The sequence below is a fragment of the Candidatus Paceibacterota bacterium genome (genome assembly GCA_016782605.1).
GTDB lineage: Bacteria > Patescibacteriota > Minisyncoccia > Minisyncoccales > RBG-13-42-11 > BS750m-G71.
This window is the reverse complement of the sequence record JADHYE010000006.1, coordinates 1-15,431: the sequence shown is the minus strand read 5'-3', so window position 1 is coordinate 15,431 and position 15,431 is coordinate 1. Positions and strand designations below refer to the sequence as shown.

15 protein-coding genes are annotated in these 15,431 nt (G+C 38.6%); 1 reads left to right on the top strand and 14 read right to left on the bottom strand.

Annotation, left to right across the window (positions count from 1 at the left end; translation table 11 throughout):
* Nucleotides 1-83: 83 nt before the first annotated feature.
* Genes ISS83_02550 through ISS83_02530 form a run of 5 tightly spaced genes read right to left on the bottom strand, consistent with a single transcriptional unit; the run spans nucleotide 84 to nucleotide 7,040 of the window.
* Complete coding sequence (locus ISS83_02550; protein MBL7142509.1) at nucleotides 84-2,264, bottom strand: O-antigen ligase family protein; 2,181 nt, start codon at nucleotides 2,262-2,264, stop codon at nucleotides 84-86.
* The gene (locus tag ISS83_02545; protein ID MBL7142508.1) at nucleotides 2,254-4,122 is read right to left on the bottom strand and encodes a polysaccharide biosynthesis protein; all 1,869 of its coding nucleotides are present in this window, start codon (nucleotides 4,120-4,122) and stop codon (nucleotides 2,254-2,256) included. Before ISS83_02545 ends, ISS83_02550 begins: the two co-directional genes overlap by 11 nt.
* A gap of 7 nt (nucleotides 4,123-4,129) precedes the next feature.
* Nucleotides 4,130-5,302 carry a DegT/DnrJ/EryC1/StrS family aminotransferase gene (locus tag ISS83_02540; protein MBL7142507.1) on the bottom strand — a complete coding sequence of 391 codons (1,173 nt, stop codon included), beginning with the start codon at nucleotides 5,300-5,302 and terminating at the stop codon, nucleotides 4,130-4,132.
* Nucleotides 5,299-6,228 (bottom strand): hypothetical protein, encoded by a 930-nt coding sequence (locus ISS83_02535; GenBank protein ID MBL7142506.1) that lies wholly within the window; start codon nucleotides 6,226-6,228, stop codon nucleotides 5,299-5,301. The genes ISS83_02540 and ISS83_02535 overlap by 4 nt, the downstream gene beginning before the upstream one ends.
* On the bottom strand, nucleotides 6,225-7,040 hold the full coding sequence (locus tag ISS83_02530; protein ID MBL7142505.1) for a transketolase: 816 nt from the start codon (nucleotides 7,038-7,040) through the stop codon (nucleotides 6,225-6,227). The genes ISS83_02535 and ISS83_02530 overlap by 4 nt, the downstream gene beginning before the upstream one ends.
* A gap of 145 nt (nucleotides 7,041-7,185) precedes the next feature.
* On the opposite strand from ISS83_02530, the gene ISS83_02525 reads away from it, so the two are divergent.
* Nucleotides 7,186-8,034 carry a hypothetical protein gene (locus tag ISS83_02525; protein ID MBL7142504.1) on the top strand — a complete coding sequence of 283 codons (849 nt, stop codon included), beginning with the start codon at nucleotides 7,186-7,188 and terminating at the stop codon, nucleotides 8,032-8,034.
* Between the two features lie 75 nt (nucleotides 8,035-8,109).
* On the opposite strand, the gene ISS83_02520 is transcribed toward ISS83_02525, so the two are convergent.
* The 9 genes from ISS83_02520 to ISS83_02480 all read right to left on the bottom strand — a co-directional run.
* A complete protein-coding gene (locus tag ISS83_02520) occupies nucleotides 8,110-8,703 on the bottom strand; it encodes a sugar transferase (protein MBL7142503.1) in 594 nt (197 codons plus the stop codon).
* A gap of 21 nt (nucleotides 8,704-8,724) precedes the next feature.
* Nucleotides 8,725-9,528 carry a methyltransferase domain-containing protein gene (locus tag ISS83_02515; GenBank protein MBL7142502.1) on the bottom strand — a complete coding sequence of 268 codons (804 nt, stop codon included), beginning with the start codon at nucleotides 9,526-9,528 and terminating at the stop codon, nucleotides 8,725-8,727.
* Nucleotides 9,529-9,532: 4 nt separating this feature from the next.
* Entirely contained in the window at nucleotides 9,533-10,483 is a 951-nt protein-coding gene (locus ISS83_02510) for a glycosyltransferase family 2 protein (GenBank protein MBL7142501.1), read from the bottom strand.
* Between the two features lie 9 nt (nucleotides 10,484-10,492).
* Nucleotides 10,493-11,215, bottom strand: coding sequence for a class I SAM-dependent methyltransferase (locus ISS83_02505; GenBank protein ID MBL7142500.1), 723 nt, complete (start codon nucleotides 11,213-11,215; stop codon nucleotides 10,493-10,495).
* Nucleotides 11,216-11,221: 6 nt separating this feature from the next.
* Nucleotides 11,222-12,331, bottom strand: a complete 1,110-nt coding sequence (locus tag ISS83_02500; GenBank protein MBL7142499.1) for a glycosyltransferase family 1 protein — start codon at nucleotides 12,329-12,331, stop codon at nucleotides 11,222-11,224.
* Nucleotides 12,332-12,337: 6 nt separating this feature from the next.
* The gene (locus ISS83_02495) at nucleotides 12,338-13,627 is read right to left on the bottom strand and encodes an HAD-IIIA family hydrolase (GenBank protein ID MBL7142498.1); all 1,290 of its coding nucleotides are present in this window, start codon (nucleotides 13,625-13,627) and stop codon (nucleotides 12,338-12,340) included.
* Nucleotides 13,624-14,226, bottom strand: a complete 603-nt coding sequence (locus tag ISS83_02490; protein ID MBL7142497.1) for a D-sedoheptulose 7-phosphate isomerase — start codon at nucleotides 14,224-14,226, stop codon at nucleotides 13,624-13,626. Before ISS83_02490 ends, ISS83_02495 begins: the two co-directional genes overlap by 4 nt.
* 4 nt (nucleotides 14,227-14,230) lie before the next feature.
* The gene (locus tag ISS83_02485; protein ID MBL7142496.1) at nucleotides 14,231-15,229 is read right to left on the bottom strand and encodes a kinase; all 999 of its coding nucleotides are present in this window, start codon (nucleotides 15,227-15,229) and stop codon (nucleotides 14,231-14,233) included.
* A partial coding sequence (locus ISS83_02480) for a GDP-L-fucose synthase (GenBank protein ID MBL7142495.1) occupies nucleotides 15,226-15,431 on the bottom strand: 206 nt, incomplete at its 5' end. The genes ISS83_02485 and ISS83_02480, both read right to left, overlap by 4 nt.

Below are 15,431 nucleotides of genomic sequence, written 5' to 3'. Positions count from 1 at the left end.
CGACTTTTGAATGGAGCCCTTTCGGGTCGCACTCACTGAATCAATGATAGCAAATAAAGCAAAATTTGTCAATACATCAGTAGCTAATAACCCAATTCTTCCAAAAACTGCTCAACCTGGGAAGAAAGTTCAGGTTTCAATTGCAAAAGATTTTCAGCCGCATTTTTCGCTTTTTCCTTCTGGCCCGTTGCCGCATAACTTTCAGCCAAGTTCATCCAGAAAGAATAATCTTTAGGATCAAGTTCTGCTCCTTTCTCATAAAGGGCGATTAAAACATCTTGATTAACGCTAATAGCCTTGAGAACCTCTATGCCTTCTTTCAAGGTGGAAGCATCGCCCTGCCAACTGAATCCCAAATCCTCCACTTCTTTCAGTTCGGAAAGAGCTAAATCGTATTTTCCCGCTATCCTGTAAGCTTTAAACAAATACCAATGGGACTGGGCGAGACGAGGCTCCATTGCAACTGCTTTCTGAAAAATCTCAATAGCTTTTTCGTAGTCGCCCTGCAAAAGAAAATTTTGGGCCAGAATGAAATAAGCTTGCTGGTTTCCCGGGCTTAATTCAACTGCCTTGTTCAAGGCTTTTTCAGCCAACGCCAGTTTTTCTTTATCGCCAGAAAATTGATAAAAATTAGTATAGTGCCTTCCTAAAAACAGCTGGAGACGGAAATCCAAAGGATTCTGGGTAATGCTTTTTTTAAATTCTTCTTCAGCCAAACCAAATCCCTGGCTTAACAGTTCTTTATTCTGATTGGACTGCAAAGATAATGCGTTAATCCTTGAACCAAACTGCTCAGGTCCTTCAAACTGCACCATTGGCGAAGCTTTAAAAGCTTTTTGAAAATAGGAAATGGATTGTTCCAAGGGAGAAATTATTCCCTTGAGAACATACTTTGAAGCTCTGGCAACCTGGATATTGCCGACAAAAAGCGTAAAGACAGTTAAAATTATCAAAAAGCCGCCGACAAAAGAAGGCAAAGGAATAATCTTTTCTTTCGCTTCTTCTTTTCCTGAAGAAATTAAAAAACCGGCAAAAGCCAAGCTCAAGAAAAACATCATATAAGTTGAAACCATATCAAAAACAAAAAGGTTTTGGGAAAAATAAGCGAAAAATAAAGCAATCATAGCCAAAGGAACAATAATGTTCTTTTTCTCGCTTACCCTTGATAAAAGCCTTAACAAACCAAAAATAGCAACGCCGAAAACAGACAGATAGCTTAACAATCCGACAATCCCGGAATTGATTCCCGTGTCTAAAACAATATTATGGACCCTGTCATACCAAATGTCGCCAGAAAGAGGAAGCTCAGGGTTATAATGTTTGGTAAAAGGAACATTGAAATTCTCCAAGCCCCAGCCAAGCCAAAATCTTTCCTGCCAGCCCTGCCAACCCATGTCCCAAACCACTAATCTCGCCTGAACGCTATTTGACTGCCATAATTTATCCATTCTTTCCTTAACAAAATCAAACTGGGAAAAGCCAAACGCTCCCAGAATGAATAAAATTATTAAAGAAAGAACAATGATTTTGAGCTTTTTCTGGTCGGACAGAAACAGAACGGTCAACAAAAAGCCAAACAACAAAATAATCATTCCGATGATAAAAGCGGCAACCGCCCCCTTGATAAAATCGCCAGGATTAAAAAACAAAGAACAAACAAAAACGACAAAAGCTGTTCCATAAAAAAGCCGCCAAACTCCTGTTTTCGTAACAAGAAAGATTATGGCGAAAAACAGATTAAAAAGAATGTAAGCTGAAAAAAACGCAGAATTGCCGAGCATCCCTCCTCCACGAGTGGCCGGATTATCTGAAGTCAAAGCGTTGAAAGCGATAAAAATGCCGATCAAGATTGAAACAGACAAAATTCTTTCCCAATATTTTCTTTCTTTAAAAACACTGGTCAGAACGATATAAAAGACAAAAAGATGGAAAAAGGTTAACAGACCTTCCATCCTCTCAAAAACGCTCCAGAAACTCCTTGTAAAGTTTACACCGGTAATAGAAGCTAAAACAAGCACTCCTAAAAAAATAAAGATAACTACAGTTAAAGGAGTAATTCTCGGTCTGTATTTAGCATTGGCAGTTGCCAGTAGAATGTAAGCAATAAAGATAATACAAACAATAACTCTGAAAAAAATAGTTTTGGGAACAACAAATGGAAAAAAATAATCCTTTATAAAAATAAAAGGAGTGAGGAGAACGAGATAAGTCCCCCATTCAATGATTCTAAAATATATCTTTTCTAAATTGTTTTTAACGGGCATAAGTAGGAATTATTTCCTTTAATAGCTTTATTGTGGTTTGTTTGTCCCCGCTTTCAGCTGCTTTTCTCAATTCTGACAACTTAATGTCTATTCGCTCTTTATCAATCGCAGATAATTTTGCCATGAAAATCTTCTGGTTATGGGTAGCAATTGTTCCTTCTTCAGCTGTCAGAATCTCCTCAAAAAGCTTTTCTCCGGGCCTGGGCTTGGTAAAAACAATAGGGATGTCCACATCCGGCTTCAATCCTGAAAGTTGGATCATTTTTTTCGCCAGGTCCACTATTTTAACGGAATCGCCCATGTCCAAAACAAAAACCTCTCCGCCTTGACCCATTGCCCCTGCTTGCATGACCAAAAGGCAGGCTTCAGGAGTAGTCATAAAGAATCTGGTCATATCAGGATGAGTAACCTCTATCGGCTCTCTTTTCTTGATCTTTTCTCTAAAAATCGGAATAACGCTTCCTCGGCTGTCTAAAACATTGCCAAATCTTACTGAAATAAATCTGGTTGAGTTTCTTTGACTGAAAATCTGGCAAATCATCTCCCCAATTCTTTTGGTTGCTCCCATCACTGAAGTCGGGTTTACTGCTTTGTCCGTTGAAACGAAAATAAGGCTTTCAACTCCATTTTTTAACGAAGTTTCTGCAACAATTTTTGTGCCAAAAACGTTGTTTTTAACCGCTTCGTCAGGATTCTCTTCCATCAAAGGCACGTGCTTGTAAGCAGCTGCGTGAAAGACAATATTGGGATGAAATTCCTTAAAAATGCGCTCAATCTTTTCTTTGTCCCTGACATCAGCTATTAAAAAAGACTTGTTCAGCTTGAAAAAAGAATCTTCCAATTCTTCGGCAATATTAAAAATGCCTGTTTCGTCCTGATCCAAAATAATCAAAGACAAAGGCTTGAATCTGGCTATCTGCCGGCAAAGTTCGGAACCGATGGAACCGGCTGCTCCCGTAACTAAAATCGTCTTGTCTTTAATGAAATTCTCAATTGATTTTTGCTCGGAAACAACCACTTCCCTGTCCAATAAATCACTGATTTCAACTTCGCGAAGCTGGCCAATACTTACCCTACCAGAAATCAATTCTTCTATTGGCGGAACTATTTTTATCTTTCTTAGACCTGCTTCCCTACCTTTTTCAACTGCTTCCTGGATAATCTGCGAACCGGCCGAGGGTATGGCAATAATCAATCCTTCAATTTTATTCTCCCTGACAATCTTGGGAATATCTTTAATCGCGCCGAAAACCTTCAAGCCGTGAATCGAAGCTCCCAGCTTTGCCGGCCTGTCATCGACAAACCCCACAGGCAAATAAGGACTGGAAGAAAAAACTGCTATGCTTCTTAAAAGCTGCTCTCCAGCATCTCCAGCGCCAACAATCAAAGTTCTTTTTTTTTCGCCTTGTTTTTTGGAGGGAAAAAGCTGCAAAAAAGCCCTTTTGCCAAAACGAAGGCCGCCGCAAAGCACAAAGACAAAAAAATAAGTGATAAAAAGAGTAGAGCGCGGAAAACCGCTGAAGATCGGCTGGTCTCTTAAAACGAAAAAAGTGGCAGTTAAAACCAGAAAACTTAAAAAAACGCCTTTTACCAAAGCAATCAGCTCTTCGGCACTGACATATGACCAAGTGAAATAATAAAGCTTAAGAAAATAGAAAATGAGAAGGGTAATTAATAAGGATAAGATTATTATCCCTTCAACGTTTAAAAGATAACGAGCAGGAATATATCCTTCAAAACGGACAAGAAACGCCAGAATAACAGAAAGCATAATCAAAAGCCCGTCAGCAACGGAAAAAAAAGCTAATTTGGCAAATGGTCTTTTCTCAAATAATATTTTTTTAAAAACGCTGTTCATATTTTCACTACCTGGCATAAAAATTCTTAACGCATTCAATAACGTATTCTATCTGCTCCTGGGTCAATTCAGGATAAAGAGGCAGAGAAATAACTTCTTTCGCCAGTTTTTCCGTATATGGCAGCTTGAAACTAGAAAGCCCCAGATTTAGATGATGATGGTTGGCAATCGGATCTTTAATCAAAGTTTCCACTCCTTTTTTCTTTAAAAAATTGAAAAGCTCGTCTCTTTTTTGCGCTTTTAAAACATAATTCTGAAAAACGTCAAAATGTTTATCATCAAAATCAGACCTGCCCGCCGAATCCTCGGCGAAGGCGGGAGCAGGCGGAAGTTCAATCCCCGAAACATCTCTTAAGCCTTTATCATAAATTGCAGCAATTTCCCTCCGTCTTTTTATCCATTCTGGCAAATACTTGAATTTAGCATTAAGAACAGCTGCTTGGAGATTGTCCAAACGGGCGGTCCAGCCGTAACAAACAACTTCTGTTTTTTTTACCCCGTACCGTGCTTGCTCTGGTGCGGGGGTCTTCTGGCCGTGGTCTCTGAAAAGACGTATCTTTTCTGCAATTTCCTTATCGTCAGTCGTTACTCCCCCGGCATCGCCGTAAGCTCCCAGAATCTTTGCCGGATAAAAGCTAAAACACCCGGCTTTGCCGAAAGAGCCTGCTCTCTTGCCTTTAAATTTAGCTTCTAAAGCCTGGGCAGCGTCTTCAACAACAATTAAATTGTGCTTTTTGGCAATATCCATTAACTTATCCATTTGGCAAACCCTGCCGTTTAAATGAACAGGCATTATGGCTTTTGTTTTTTCTGTCAGAACCTCTTCTATTTTATCAACATCAATCGTAAAATCTTCTTTCACTTCTATTAAAATAGGTTTTGCCCCAACATGAACAATAGCAGCAATTGAAGCCAAAAAAGTATGGGAAACCGTTATCACCTCGTCTCCTGGGCCAATGCCAGCTGCTCTCAAGGATAAAATTAAAGCATCTGTTCCGGAATTCAAACCAACTGCATATTTCGTGCCGGCAACTAAAGCTAAATTCTTTTCAAACTCTTCGACATCCTGCCTCAAAATCAAATCTCCCCTGCTTAAAACGCCCTGGATTACATTATCCATTTCTTTCTTTGAATTCTGATACTGTAGTTGGTAATTTACGAAAGGAACCTTAAACTTCATATTTTTTTAATTTCATTAAAAATAGTTTCGCTTATCTTCTCTGGCGTTAATCCAATCTTTTCTAATAAATAATTTGGGCCGCCGATCCCAAAATCAGCTGAAAACTTATCCGGAATGCCAAATCGATGGAAAATTCCAGAATATCTCTTTCCAACCAGAACTTCAGCCACTGCCGAGCCCAAACCGCCAATAATGTTATGCTCTTCAAAAGTAAATACAGCTTTGTATTTCTTAGCGCAATCTTCAATCAGTTTCTCGTCCAATGGCTTTAAAGTATGCATGCTAATTAAAGTAGGATTCAATCCTTGCTTTTTCAAAATATCGCAAACCAGCTTGCCAGGATAAAGCATGGTGCCAATAGCTATCAAACAAATGTCTTTTCCTTCGTTAACAATAATCCCCTTGCCTATTTCAAAATGAAAACCTTTTTCATGGACAACAGGATCAATATCCCGGCCGAAGCGGATAAAGAGAGGCCCTTTAAAACCAACTGAAGCCTTGGCCAAAGCTTCAGCTTCTAAAGCATCTCCTGGCGCCACAATGGTCATATTGGGCAAAGAACGCATCACAGCCAAGTCTTCCAAAGCGTGATGGGTTACGCCCTCTGCTCCGTAAATAAAACCAGAACCAGCTCCCAATAATTTAACGTTCAGCTTATTGTAGCATAAATCAATCTTAATCTGTTCTAAAGTTTTGCTTATTAAAAAAGGAGTGATTGAATAGCAGTAAACGTTTTTCCCGGACATAGCCAGACCAGCGGCAATATCTATCATATTGGCTTCTGCCACGCCAACGTTCAAGAATCTTTTAGAGTCAATATCTTTGAAGTTTTGGAAGAATTTCACTCCCAAATCCGCAGCCAGTATGAAAATGCTTTTGTCTTTCTTTGCAGATTCCTCTAAAGTTTGGAAGAAAATTTTCCTCATTTTAATTCATTTAAAGCTTTTTGATATTCTTCATCATCAGGATACTTATCGTGCCATCTTGGCTCATTTTCCATAGAAGAAACTCCCTTGCCTTTTATCGTATGAGCCACAATGCAAGAAGGTTTTCCTTTTTCAAAAGGAACGCTTTCCAAAGTAGAAATAATTTCTTCAACATTGTGCCCGTCAACTTCTTTTGTACCCCAGCCAAACGCCTGCCATTTTTCCTTTAAAGGCTCAAGGTTAATGACTTCCGAGCTTTTTTCCATAGCCTGAAGCTTGTTGTGGTCAACAATGGCCACCAGATTGTCCAAACAATGCTGCTTGGCGAACATTATTGCCTCCCAATTTGAACCTTCATTAAGTTCGCCATCTCCCAGAAATACAAAAATCCGGTAAGAAGCGTTGTCGTATTTCGCAGCCAAGGCCATGCCAGCGCCAATTGATAAACCATGGCCCAAAGAACCGCTGGTAATTTCAATTCCTATATTCGGATCTCTGGTAGGATGCTGTTCTAGAGTTCCGTTTTCTTTGGCAAATCCTTCAAAAATCTTTTTGGACATAATCCCCTTTTTAGCCAAAACAGCATACAAAGCAGGACAGCCGTGTCCCTTGCTCAAAAGAAATCTGTCCCGATTCTGATCTGCCGGGTTATTAGAATCAACGTTGAGAATCCTGAAATAAAGAGAAACCAATAATTCAACCATGGAAAAAGAACAGCCAACATGAGGGCTTTTCGTGCGGTAAATCATCTCCAAAATTTCCCTTCTGATTTCTTTAGACAGTATTTCCAGTTCTTCAATGGTTTTATTCATACAATATCTTAATTTTACTCAATTCCAGCTAAAGAATCAATATTTGACACAAATCACCTATTTTTGTATGATAATTCCTATCGGAGGGACAAATAGCCCTTTTACATCTACATCTTTCCGAAATATATATTGAAGGAGTAAGACGATGGCTTTTGATACGGCTATTAGCGTTTGTGACCACGGATGGCATAAACAAAAGGAAGATTTTGTTATCCATGAAAAAGATGGCGGTTTTTACGGAGTTGGCGACGCATTCAGCGAACCTCATTCTCGCGTGCGTCCAATAAGGCTTTATGGAGGGAAAACCGGCGGAGAAATGATCGCTACTACGGCAATGGAGGTTTTCAAGGAAGCGAACCCTAATGTTTCCATTGAATCGTATGTTTCCATACTAAACAGATTGGTCGGGGATAATATTCTGGACCAGGGAATCCCCTTGGCGAACGCCGGCCTAATTCCAGGAACCTGTTTGGCGCTCGCGAAAGTAGAAGGAAAATTCCTGCATTTCTTGCAGTTTGGCGACTGCCTGATATTCTGGCGGTTCCTATCGGGAAAAATAGGATATACCCAAAATCCCGTTTACGAGTACCAAAAGAAAACTATGGAAATACGGCAGAAAATCCTCAGCCAAAATGGCAATAACGAAAAAGAAATGTGGGTCGAGTTTGCACCAATATTGTCCGACCTGCGGCGACTATATACAAATAATGACGATTCAGAAGATAACTACTATATCCTGAACGGGCAGAACACTCTGGAACAGCACTGGAACCGCTCTTCCCTTCTCGTTCAAGACCTTAAGCTGGTTATCCTCTGTTCTGATGGGTATTTCCATTGGGAAGAAAGCTCCCCGGAAAAACTACCAGGTTTGGCCGCAAAAATGCTAAGCGACTATCAGGATCAAAGAACGACGCTCTTGAAAATACTGAATAAAAAAAGAATGGGAGAAGAATATCCAAACGAGGCGAGTGCTCTTGTCCTGAAATTCGCATAATCTCAAAGAAACGCGAAAAAAACAACCCTCCACACGCAAAATAATATGGAGGGTTATTTTATTTGAAGACAATATTTAAAAAATCGCGGATTTGAGGGTTTCAAGGATAATTTTAATATCCAGCCATAAAGAACGCTTTTTCACGTATTCTTTGGCCAGCTTTATCTTTTGCGGCTGAATTAGCTTTCTATAAGCTTCGTGTGGGTCTGCCGCCCCTCTTAAAATTTCCTCTTCGTGCACGTTTTCCAAGGTAGCCAAATCAGTCAAGCCGGGCTTTACTGAAAGAATCAATTCCCTGTCTTCTTTTTTATATCTTTCCACTTCTGAACACACTTCCGGCCTTGGCCCGACAAACGACATTTCTCCTTTAAAAATATTTATAAACTGGGGCAGTTCATCTAACTGGTATCTCCTTAAAATCCTGCCGATTTTCAGCAAACGGGGGTCATCGCCGGCAGTTGAAGGCCCTCCCAAATTTTCAGCGTCAACAACCATTGTCCTGAATTTAAAAATTCTAAATTTCTTGCCGTTCTTTCCGACCCTAATCCCGCGATAAAAAGCAGGGCCAGGCGATTCCCGCTTTATCAAAAAAGCAAAAAGCAAAAACAAAGAAGAAGTCAATATTAGTCCAAAAAGGGAAAAAATGATATCAAATAAGCGTTTAACCATTTGCCGAATCCTCAGATGAGGTTAAAAAGAGATTATCTCTTTGATTTTTGGATTTTTAAAGATAAATACTACTTTAAACACGTACTTGTTCAAAAGCGGTATCTTTAAAAAAGGTTTTTCAATCGTCTCCAGAATTTTCAGTAAAAGCTTTCCTCCTGGTAAGTTCAAAAACGGAAAAGCCAACCATGACTTTAAATGAAAATAATGAACCTCAATCTCTCTAAAGTATTTCTTTGCTTCTTTTAAGTCCTTAGTTTGAAAAATATGCTCTGCCGCCCAGCCTGTTCTTTTGCCGATTAATTTGTTTATCTTCCTTTTTAAATTGGTGAACGGATTGTGACCAAACGTTTCAATACCGATTAAAATGCCTTCCGGCTTCAAAACGCGGAATAATTCAGGATAAGCTTTATTTAAATCCAAAGAAGAAAAAGTTCCTCCGTCAAAAATAACATCAAAATAATTATCCGGGAAATCCATTTTTTCGCAGTCCATCGCCAAAAATTCTGTTTTATCTGCCATTCCCCCTTGTTTTGCTCTTTCTCTGGCTATTTTAAGAGACGACTCGGACAAATCAATTCCAATAACTTTTTCTGCTCCCATCTTAACGGGAAAAACAGAATGAACGCCATTGCCGCAACCATAATCTAAAATTATCTTATCCTGGCAGTTTTTAGCGAGAAGCTTATAGAGAAACTGAAAACTGGATAGAATTAAAGGATTAAAGTCCTCAAAATCCCCTCCCTGTATTTTGTTCGGATTTTCTTTCAACCAATTTTCGGCCTGCTTGTCGTAATATTCAATTTCTTTTTGTTTTCTAGATTCCATGAATTTATTCTATCAATAATTTAAATAAACCAACAATGGAACCTAAACCGTAACCGACATGACGAGTTAAAAAGACAATCGGCATTAGAAATAACAATCTTATATCTTTTTGCTCTATAGCTATCTTAGTTGAGAAAAAAAGGTTAAAGATAAGATATGGCCAAATGCTTATGGGCAGAGTTAAAATAAAAAGCAAAGGAATAAAATGTCTTGCTTTAAAAGCGGTTTTTACGAATTTCAAAGGATAAATCGTCCAAATTCCGTCTTTAAGGTTATGAACAAAAAAATCTTTCAAATTATCTTTTGGATAATAATAAGCGATAATATCAGGATGTAGAAGAATTTTCCCGCCCGCTTTTTTCAATCTTATATTCAATTCCATATCCTGGCTTCGAATGAGGTTTTCGTTGAATAATCCAATTTTATCAAAAACTTCCCTTTTGAAGCAGCCGCCAAAAACCGTATCCACCCAGCGAGGCTCTTTTAACCCGGTCCTGAAATATGAACCGCCCACGCCAAAAACATTAGACAGACAAAAAGCAATGGCCTTTGCCGTTAAACTTTTTCCAGATGGCAAGGTTTTCATAAATCCACCAACATTGTCCGCGTCGTATTCAATTGAATATTTTACGCATTTTGAAATATAATCTTTTTCATAACCGGCATGAGCATCCATCCGAATAATAATATCTCCTTTGGCATTTTTAATGCCGATATTCAAAGCAAAAGGAGTGAATCTCTTTGGGTTGTCCAAAATCCTTAAAAACGGATATTTCCCAGTAAAATCTTTAATTACTTCCCTGGTCTTATCTTTTGACATCCCATCAATCAACAAAATTTCCATTTTTTCTTTAGAATAATCCTGTCTCAATAAAGAACCTAAGCACTTTCCAATGTATTTTTCTTCATTGAAACAAGGGATGATAATTGAAACGAAAGGAAATTCTTCTTTCATATTTTAAATTTATCTTTTGCGGAATTTTACTAATAAGAAGGGCGGAAACAAGCCGAATATTCTGGAAATGGCCAAGTCAAACCAATTAATAATCCAAGAAAAGGGAAAAACATATATCTTATTCAAGAAAGGAAAAAGGTTTGCTTTTGAAAAGTGAATCATTGTCTTTTCGACCTCAATATCATATTTTCTAAAAAGACTTAAAATTTTCTCCTTATCAAAAGAGTGCAAATGGCCGTCACGGGGCGTCAGCTTATGACAAAAAATACATTCTTCAAGCTTGACTTTCTGACGATAGGGAACAGAAACGATTAAGGTTCCGCCCGGCTTCAAAATTCTGGCTATTTCTTTAGCTGCTTCTCCTAAATCAGTAAGATGTTCAATTACTTCGCAAGCCACGATAACATCAAATTCTCCTTCGTCAAAGGAACTTTTCAAAATATCATCCTGTCTCACGTCAGCTCGCAATCCCCTTTCCCCTAATGTGTTCTGGACAGCTTTCACATTCTCAAAAGAAATATCAAGACCGCTAACATTAAAATTGTTCTCAGCCAATTTAAAAATTAAGTCGCCTTTTCCAAATCCTATTTCAAGTATTTTTGCAATAGCTCTCCTATCCTTGGCAATATCTCTACATATCAATTTAAAAACAGTTTTTTCCAATCCGGAACCACCCAAGGTCTTTAAATCCCGATAATGACTTTGATAATTAAAATTGTCGTATTTTTCCATTTTAATTTATTCTACGCCAAAAATAGCCAAATCGTTAATCTCGTCTTTGTATTTCCCGCCATTGGCATAATGCAGAACTGTTTGGGCAAAATACTTAGCCCTAGCGTCAGCATTATGGTATTTCCTGACTTTTTCGTAGCCGGTCAAAGCTATTCTTTCAGCTTCTTCCGGATTATTAAGATAATATTGGTATTTCTTTTCCAGTTCGGGAAAATTCCTGAAATAAACCACTTCTTTTCCGTCCCTGAAGAATTTTTCAATTCTTACTGTGCCTTTTTTCGGAGAATGACAAAAGCATAGTCTCTTGCAGGCCAAATATTCAAAAATCTTGCCCGGTATATATTGGTCAATTACGCCCACGGGACAAAGCGTATATTTATATTCATTAATCAATCTGGCCAATTCTCTGACGTTTTCCGTGGAATCTTTTTTAAATGAAGTGTTTCTCGCCTCAACTATCTTGCTTTTGTCTTCTTTTAAAAAATCTGCTCTTGTGCCGTGGAGAGCTCCGACAAACAATATCTTATCGCTAGTCGGTTTAGCGATGTCATCTAATAATTCCGTATGCGCCCAGCTTATAAAAAAATAACAGGGTTTTCCAAAGTATTTGTCTAAATCATCTTCTGCTCCAGAAAAATATAAATCAAAGTATTTTGATCTTTCTTTCATTAATTTATACGGATACAAATAATCTTTTAAAATATTTACTCTAAGGAACATTCTGATCTCCTGCAATAATTCCTTATATCTCTGCCGCGGAGAAGATTTTAGAACATTAAAGTATTTTCCTAACCGGGACAATTTTGTAATGAGAGTATTTTTCAATCCTTTATAGTAATCGCCCTTAAATAAGAGTTCGGAATTAATTTCGGCTACGAACTGCCGCCCGGCAACCGATTTTACAATACTGAAAACAGGCTCCCATGAACCGTTAACGCACAAAATCGGGTACTTTAAAAGTTCTTCCATATTTAAAGCTTCTTTGCCGCCCGCGCCGAAAGCATAATACAAAAGCCCGTTCCTTTCCAGGGCCCTTCTTAATCCTTCAAAATAAATATAGGAAGAATAAATTGACGTTGGCGCGCGGTATAAAAGATTAATTTTATCGTATTTCATTTAAAGCTATTTGATTATATTAACAACCGCCTCCAACAAATTTTTAGCAGCGAAATCCGGCTTTACGGCGTTCTTGTAAGATTTCCCGAGCCCCGTTTTAACCAGAATGGTTTTGCAGCCGATTTTCCTACCAGCTAATATGTCTCTCTCCTGATCTCCAATCAAATATGATTTCTTAAAGTCAATATTAAAGTCTTTGCGCGCTTTCAAAAAAAGGCCTGGCAGCGGCTTGCGGCAATTACATTTAATTTTTAATTCCGGCACTTCGCCGACAAATCCCTTTTCCGGATGATGGGGGCAATAATAAATGGCGTCTATTTTTGCTCCTTTTAAGCCAAGCTCTGTTTCCAGTTTTTTATGTATTTCATTCAAATCTTTTTCCGTCATAAAGCCTTTAGCAACCATCGGCTGGTTGGTAACTATGATGGCTAAATAATCGGATTCATTGATCTTTTTTACGGCCTTAGCAGCAAAACTATATAATTCAAAATCTTTTATTCTGGAAAGCTGGTCTACTTCCTTGTTAATGACGCCGTCTCTGTCAAGAAACACTGCTTTCCTTTTATTCTTAAGATTAAGCCTCCTAATCTTCCCCGAACTGTAATCCCGCCTTACTTCTTCCAATCTTTTGGGAGTGCCGATATCTTTAATGTATTCTGGAGTGTTGTAGGCGTAAACTTTCTCTTTTGATTTCAAAATCAAAGGCAGCACGTCTTTCTCAATGTCGCATTTTCTCCTTTGAGGTATGTGTTTAAAAATCTTCGGCGAAAAAATATAAGCAGAAGCAATGCTTAAATTACGGAAAATACTGCCTTTGGGATGGGGTCTTCTCAATAAAGAAATAATCTTTCCCTTATTATCAACCTCAACCAAATCGCTGTCTGCCGGATGGTCGTTGGAATGGACAATAATTGTAAAAGCTTTTTTCTGGCGGTAATAAGCAACAAGTCTCTTAATGTCAAAATCCAGCATTACGTCTCCGGAAAAAACCAAAAAATCATCTTTCTGTATTATCTTTCCCAGGGTTTTAAGGGCGCCTGCTGTACCTAAGGGCTTTTTCTCCTGCAGATAATAAATTTTAACCTTCCATTTTCTGCCGTCTTGAAGGTACTCTCTTATTTGATCGCCTAAAAATCCGGCAAGTATCCAGATTTCTTTAATGCCGTAATCTCTCAAGAGTAGAATCTGGTGCTCGATAACCGGCTTTCTGCCTATTTTCACCAATACTTTAGGAATTTCTCTGGTTAAAGGAAACAGACGGGTACCTTTCCCGCCTGCCAATATTACTGCTTTCATGATTCTTTAACGTCTTTTTCTCCGAAAATTTCCTTTTCCACTATATCGCAGAGAATATGGCCGATCAAAGTATGGGCTTCCTGGATTCTCGGAGTATCAGATGATGGCACTTTAATTAAATGTTGGCAAAGAGACTGCATCTTCCCTCCGCTTTCACCAGTCAAGCCAATGGTAATCATCTTCTTATCATTGGCAGTTTCAACGGCCCTTATAACGTTCATTGAATTGCCGGAAGTTGAAAGAGCAATCAAGATATCGCCCGACTGACCCACAGCCTTTATTAATCTAGCAAAAACTTCTTTATAGGAAATATCATTGGCTACTGCGGTCATAAAGGAAGTGTTTATATTCAAGGGTTCTGCCGGCAAAGGATCCCTATCTAGATAATACTTCCCGGAAAGCTCTGCCGCTAAATGCTGGGCGTCAGCCGCGCTGCCGCCGTTACCGCAGAAAAGAACTTTCCTTCCGTTTTTGAAAGCCTTTATCATTTCTTCGGCAATTGTTTCAATCATCGACAAAATTTCCTTGTTTCCTAGGATTTTACTTTTTGTCTCGTGACTATCTTTTATTGCTTTATTAATTAAGAATATTTTGTCCATATGTTTAGAAAAAGTCTTGAGCGCTATGGAAAACTATCTGGCTACCTAGCTCATCAAAGCGAAACGGCACGTATAAGAGATTCTTTAATTTCTCTTTTATTTGTGCCTGTGCTTCGAGCGGCGCGAAAAATAATATGAATCCGCCGCTGCCAGCCCCGCATAACTTTCCTCCTAAGGCTCCCGCTCCAAGACCTGTTTCGTAAATATTATCAATTTGACCGTTTGATATTTTATCTGTTAAGCTCCTTTTTATTTTCCAGGATTCGTGAAGAAGTTTGCCAAAGTCTTTAATTCTATTGACATCACCATTAAGAATATTAATCGCCTCATCTACCATCTGCCCCATGGCTTTCAATTCCTGCCCCCTTGAGGGAGTTTTTTTAATCTGCTCTCCGGCAACCTGGGAAGCGTCCCTGGAAAAACCGGTGAAAAACAGCATTAAATGGTCCTGGAATAATTTTAATTTCTCTCCACTGATGGTTATGGGCTGGACTCGTATTTTCTCCTGGCCACCAAACTCTATTTTATTCAAACCGCCAAAGGCAGCATTAGTTTGGTCCTGAGAACCAACATTTTCCCTAATTAAATCCTGTTCAACATGGATTGCATCAAGAGCTAACTGCCTTTTAGTTACCATTTTTCCGGTTAAAGCGTATAAACTGTTTAAGAAACCGACAGTAAAAGCGGAACTAGAACCAAGGCCTGAACGGGCCGGTAAGTCAGCCGTGTGAACCATTTCAATGCCGCGATTAATATTAAGGTATTTCAAAGATTCCCGGACAGAAGGATGCCGTATTTCGGAAACATCCTTAGTTTCCTCACGGAGAATATACCTTATCCTATATTTATAATCGAAAAACGGAGGAAGGTACCTTGTAATTATATAACAATACTTATTTATAGTGGTGCTTAATACAGCTCCGCCGTTTTCTTCATACCAAACCGGATAATCCGTCCCTCCCCCGAAAAATGAAATGCGAAAAGGTGTTCTGGTGATAATCATATTTTTGAAATCTTATTTTTATACCATTTTACGGTTTCTTCGATGCCGTCCATTAAAGATGTTTTTGCTTCAAAACCTAAAATATCTTTAGCCTTTGTATTGTCAATTAATCGCTTAGGTATCATCGTTGGTTTAGAAGCATCAAAGACAATTTTTGCATCCCGATAATTATCCGCTTCTAAAATAGCTTTTAAAACATCTT

Bases quoted from the DNA above. Each gene is read 5' to 3' on its own strand.
- ISS83_02550 (MBL7142509.1), bottom strand. From the start codon at position 2,264: ATGCCCGTTAAAAACAATTTAGAAAAGATATATTTTAGAATCATTGAA.
- ISS83_02545 (MBL7142508.1), bottom strand. From the start codon at position 4,122: ATGAACAGCGTTTTTAAAAAAATATTATTTGAGAAAAGACCATTTGCC.
- ISS83_02540 (MBL7142507.1), bottom strand. From the start codon at position 5,302: ATGAAGTTTAAGGTTCCTTTCGTAAATTACCAACTACAGTATCAGAAT.
- ISS83_02535 (MBL7142506.1), bottom strand. From the start codon at position 6,228: ATGAGGAAAATTTTCTTCCAAACTTTAGAGGAATCTGCAAAGAAAGAC.
- ISS83_02530 (MBL7142505.1), bottom strand. From the start codon at position 7,040: ATGAATAAAACCATTGAAGAACTGGAAATACTGTCTAAAGAAATCAGA.
- ISS83_02525 (MBL7142504.1), top strand. From the start codon at position 7,186: ATGGCTTTTGATACGGCTATTAGCGTTTGTGACCACGGATGGCATAAA.
- ISS83_02520 (MBL7142503.1), bottom strand. From the start codon at position 8,703: ATGGTTAAACGCTTATTTGATATCATTTTTTCCCTTTTTGGACTAATA.
- ISS83_02515 (MBL7142502.1), bottom strand. From the start codon at position 9,528: ATGGAATCTAGAAAACAAAAAGAAATTGAATATTACGACAAGCAGGCC.
- ISS83_02510 (MBL7142501.1), bottom strand. From the start codon at position 10,483: ATGAAAGAAGAATTTCCTTTCGTTTCAATTATCATCCCTTGTTTCAAT.
- ISS83_02505 (MBL7142500.1), bottom strand. From the start codon at position 11,215: ATGGAAAAATACGACAATTTTAATTATCAAAGTCATTATCGGGATTTA.
- ISS83_02500 (MBL7142499.1), bottom strand. From the start codon at position 12,331: ATGAAATACGATAAAATTAATCTTTTATACCGCGCGCCAACGTCAATT.
- ISS83_02495 (MBL7142498.1), bottom strand. From the start codon at position 13,627: ATGAAAGCAGTAATATTGGCAGGCGGGAAAGGTACCCGTCTGTTTCCT.
- ISS83_02490 (MBL7142497.1), bottom strand. From the start codon at position 14,226: ATGGACAAAATATTCTTAATTAATAAAGCAATAAAAGATAGTCACGAG.
- ISS83_02485 (MBL7142496.1), bottom strand. From the start codon at position 15,229: ATGATTATCACCAGAACACCTTTTCGCATTTCATTTTTCGGGGGAGGG.